The 3,648-nt window shown below is 63.0% G+C and carries 5 protein-coding genes and 1 pseudogene; all 6 read left to right on the top strand.

What is annotated here, in order from left to right; translation table 11 throughout:
- The first annotated feature begins 113 nt into the window (after nucleotides 1-113).
- A complete protein-coding gene (locus ACQ4WP_RS29110) occupies nucleotides 114-311 on the top strand; it encodes a hypothetical protein (RefSeq protein WP_436526760.1) in 198 nt (65 codons plus the stop codon).
- Complete coding sequence (locus ACQ4WP_RS29105; RefSeq protein ID WP_436526758.1) at nucleotides 308-769, top strand: recombination protein NinB; 462 nt, start codon at nucleotides 308-310, stop codon at nucleotides 767-769. The genes ACQ4WP_RS29110 and ACQ4WP_RS29105 overlap by 4 nt, the downstream gene beginning before the upstream one ends.
- 15 nt (nucleotides 770-784) lie before the next feature.
- Nucleotides 785-1,696, top strand: a pseudogene (locus tag ACQ4WP_RS29100) (recombination-associated protein RdgC); the annotation flags it as partial.
- Between the two features lie 135 nt (nucleotides 1,697-1,831).
- Nucleotides 1,832-2,248: a DNA translocase FtsK gene (locus ACQ4WP_RS29095; protein ID WP_436526762.1), complete on the top strand. Its 417-nt coding sequence runs from the start codon at nucleotides 1,832-1,834 to the stop codon at nucleotides 2,246-2,248.
- Nucleotides 2,245-2,655, top strand: coding sequence for a hypothetical protein (locus ACQ4WP_RS29090; RefSeq protein WP_436526756.1), 411 nt, complete (start codon nucleotides 2,245-2,247; stop codon nucleotides 2,653-2,655). The genes ACQ4WP_RS29095 and ACQ4WP_RS29090 overlap by 4 nt, the downstream gene beginning before the upstream one ends.
- The coding region (locus tag ACQ4WP_RS29085) for an HNH endonuclease signature motif containing protein (protein ID WP_436526754.1) at nucleotides 2,652-3,648 on the top strand (997 nt) is incomplete at its 3' end. The genes ACQ4WP_RS29090 and ACQ4WP_RS29085, both read left to right, overlap by 4 nt.

Here is a 3,648-nt window from a genome sequence, read left to right as displayed (position 1 = left end):
GTCACGACCAGCGAGGCGCAGGTCATGGGTGGCCACAGCGCAGTCATCTGGCTTGAAGGCGTTAGCGGTTGCCATGACCTGGAGCGCGTGACGGCGTCGAAGGCGGAAAAAGCATGATCGCGCCCGGCGAAGTGATCGAAGTCGGGCAACTCGAAGATGAAGCCGGCGCGCTGGGCTTCGTCATCCAGCGCCCGAACGGTGAGCTCATCACCGTCAAGGGCTTGACGTTGGGTGAAACCAAGCTGGTGGCGCAGATGCTGTTCCGCTCGGCGACGCTGAGCCTGTCGATGCCGGCCGGTGCACCGCCATGAAGCGCGAAAAATTCGAGCAGCGCCGCATCCGGCTAGTGGGCGCGCAGCAGTTGGCCACCGCTCTAGCCCTGCTGCCGCACTTGCCGCTGGACGCCGACAAGCCGCTGGAGCTGCTGATCCGCGAAGAGGTCAAAGGTCGCAAGCTCGACCAGAACGCCCTGATGTGGGCCGGCCCGCTCAGGGACATCGCCGAGCAGTGCTGGATCGAGGGTCGGCAGCACAGCGCGGAGGTCTGGCACGAGTATTTCAAGGCGCAGTTTCTGCCCGAGCAGTTCGACCTGGACCTGTGCAAGAGCGAGAAATACCAAAAATGGGACTTTGGACCCGGCGGCGACCGGGTGCTAGTGGCCAGCAGCACCGACCTGACGATCAAGGGCTTCGCTCAGTACCTTGACCAGATACACGCATTTGGCGGCCAGATGGGCGTCGAATTTCACGAAGCGCCGCAACGCGGCTGAATTGCAAGGATAGCCATGTTCAAGAATTTACAGATATACCGCCTGCCCGCGCCCTGGGCAATGACCGCCGAGGCCCTGGCCGCCTCGCTGGAGTCACAGAAATTCACCGACGCCACCAGCATGGATATGGTCAGCCAGGGCTGGGCCGCGCCGCGCCCGAACGGCGGCCTGGTGCATGCCGTCGGCGGCCAGTTCCTGCTGCAGCTGAAAACCGAGAAGAAGTTGCTGCCGTCCAGCGTCATCAACCAGTTCACAAAAACCCGCGCGGCGGAAATGGAAGAAGCCCAAGGCTTCCCGCCCGGCAAGAAGGTCATGAAGGAATTGAAAGAACGCGTCACCGACGAGCTGCTGCCGCGCGCCTTCCCGCTGGCCAGCACCACGGCCGTGTGGATCGACCCGCGCAACGGCTGGCTGGTGGTCGATGCGGCCAGCCCGAGCAAAGCGGATGAGGTGGTCAAGCTGCTGCTCAAGTCGGTCGACAAGCTGCCGCTGGAAAGCCTGCGCGTGATGCGCTCGCCCGTGGCCATGATGACGGAATGGCTGAGCACGGACGAGGCGCCGACCGGCTTCACCATCGACCAGGATGCAACGATGCGCGCCACGGGCGAAAGCAAAGCGCAGGTGGCGTACAAACGGCACACGCCGGAAGCGGACGATATCCGCCGCCATATCGCCGCCGGCAAGCAGTGCACGCGCCTGGCAATGACCTGGAGCGACAAGATCAGCTTCGTGCTGGACGAGTCGCTGGCCATCAAGTCCGTCAAGCCGCTGGAGATCATCAAGGAAAGCGCCACGCGCAACGACGACGAGCGCTTCGACAGCGACTTCGCGCTGATGTCAGGCGAGCTGGCCAAGATGCTGGCCGACCTGGTGGCGGCTCTGGGCGGCGAGGCTGACGTGGAAACGCAGACGCCGGGCCCGGCTGCTGCTGGCCAGCAGAAGATCGAGCGCGCCGTGAACTTGACTGCCGATCTGTACAAGCTGCGCGCACGTTATCGCGATGTGCTCAACGAGCTGTATGACAGCACCGTGCAGCCGGCCGTTGCCCGCGTGCGCGAGCACATGGCGGAAACCGCCGAGGGCGCGATTAAATCGGCGCTGACGCTGGCCAAGGAGCTGCCTGGCGGCTCGCAATCCGCCGACCTGCTGCTGGTAGCCGCCGTTGAGATCATGGAACCGAGCCCACGACCGGCAGCGGGCGATGCCCCTGTCCGCCAACAGCGCCCGGCGCTGCAGCTGAATGGCGAAGCGGTAGGCGCCGTGCTGCTTGGCGACGGCAGCGCGAGCGATCCGCTGTACGACCAAGCCGTCGAAGTCGTGCGCACGCAGCAGCGAGCATCGATATCGCTGGTGCAGCGCCACCTGCGCATCGGCTACAACCGTGCGGCCCGGCTGATCGAGGCAATGGAAGCCGCTGGCGTGGTCAAGGGCACGCAGGGCATCTACACGGTGGCGGCCGTGGCGGGAACGGCAGCATGAGCGAACACACACCCTGCCTGCTAGTGGTGGACGACCAGATTTTCGACAATGACGGCGCGCACGAAACTGTCATCTGCGGCACTGGGCCGGATTTCACTGGCCACGCCATCGCCGTCGTCATCGACTTCAAGAGCGCGCCCGGCATGCGTGAGGCCAACGCCCGGCGCCTGGTCGCCTGCTGGAATGCGTGCGATGGACTGAGCACCGAAAACCTTGAGAATAATAATCCGATCAAGGACGGCCTGCGAGGCTTGAACGCCCAACTCCGCGCCGCTCGCGCACTGCTGGCTGAGGCGGTCAAGCCTCACAACGATCACGTCAAGGCAGTCCAGGCTACCGGCGAGCAGCCTGCCATTAATCCGCTGGCCATCCAGATCAACAGCTTCCTGAAAGGCGGTGCAACGTGAAAGAGCGCCCAATCCTCATGAACGGCGCCATGGTGCGTGCCGTGCTCGACGGCATCAAGACGCAGACGCGGCGCGTGGTGAAATTCGATCAGCTCGCTGGCAAATACTACGAAGGCGGTGCTGCTGGCATCGAATTTGACGGGTTCCGCATCCCGCGTGACTGCGGACCTGCGCCGGTGCGCTTCAGCGCTGAAGTAGTGGGCGGCGGCGCTAACGTCAGCGAGGAACTCGCTTGCCCCTATGGGCAGCCTGGTGGCCGCCTCGTGCCGGCTATGTATTTACCCGGATACGACAAGCGCTACTGCGTGGATGTATTTGGCAATGTATGGTCGCGCGCAAAAAGTGACTGGAAGCGACTCAAGCCAGGCATCACATCGAAAGGTTACTGCACCATCACGCCAGCACGGAATGGCCGATACGCCACACAGCTTGTTCATCGATTGATTTGTGAAGCATTCTATGGTCCAGCGCCGGATGGCCTGGAGCAGGTTCGGCATTTAAATGGAAATCAAACCGATAACGCTCCTGAAAACCTCGACTGGGGAACGCAGGAGCAAAACTGGCGCGACCGCGCAGCGCATGGCGGCGGCATGGGAGAAGCACACCACAATGCAAAACTGACACACAAAATTGTTGCTGAAATAAGAGCATCAAGCAAATCCCAGCGCGCCCTTGCCGCAGAATACGGCGTGACTCAATCGAGTATTCAAGCTGCGAAATCGGGCGCGATCTGGACGCCCGACCGCAAGCCCGCGCCCGAAAACATGCCACGCTGGGCCAGCCGCATCCTGCTGGAGATAGTCTCGGTGCGCGTCGAGCGCCTGCAGGATATCAGTGATGCCGACATCGTGGCCGAGGGCATCGATATGGAAGCGTTGGCGGAATCGCAGGACCGCTACGACATCGTGTGCAAAGGGACTGACGCCAGCGGTCGCGCAACCGAGCGCTCGGCCTGGCGCGACCTGTGGGAATCGACAGGTGGCGACTGGGATG

The sequence above is a fragment of the Janthinobacterium lyxosi genome, from assembly GCF_051380665.1.
Lineage (GTDB): Bacteria > Pseudomonadota > Gammaproteobacteria > Burkholderiales > Burkholderiaceae_D > Janthinobacterium.
Note: the sequence above shows the minus strand (reverse complement) of the source record. Positions and strands in the feature narration are given on the sequence as shown.

What these genes read in the sequence shown, in the direction of transcription:
- ACQ4WP_RS29110 (WP_436526760.1), top strand. Translation starts at nt 114, where the DNA reads ATGATCGCGCCCGGCGAAGTGATCGAAGTCGGGCAACTCGAAGATGAA.
- ACQ4WP_RS29105 (WP_436526758.1), top strand. Translation starts at nt 308, where the DNA reads ATGAAGCGCGAAAAATTCGAGCAGCGCCGCATCCGGCTAGTGGGCGCG.
- ACQ4WP_RS29095 (WP_436526762.1), top strand. Translation starts at nt 1,832, where the DNA reads ATGGCGGAAACCGCCGAGGGCGCGATTAAATCGGCGCTGACGCTGGCC.
- ACQ4WP_RS29090 (WP_436526756.1), top strand. Translation starts at nt 2,245, where the DNA reads ATGAGCGAACACACACCCTGCCTGCTAGTGGTGGACGACCAGATTTTC.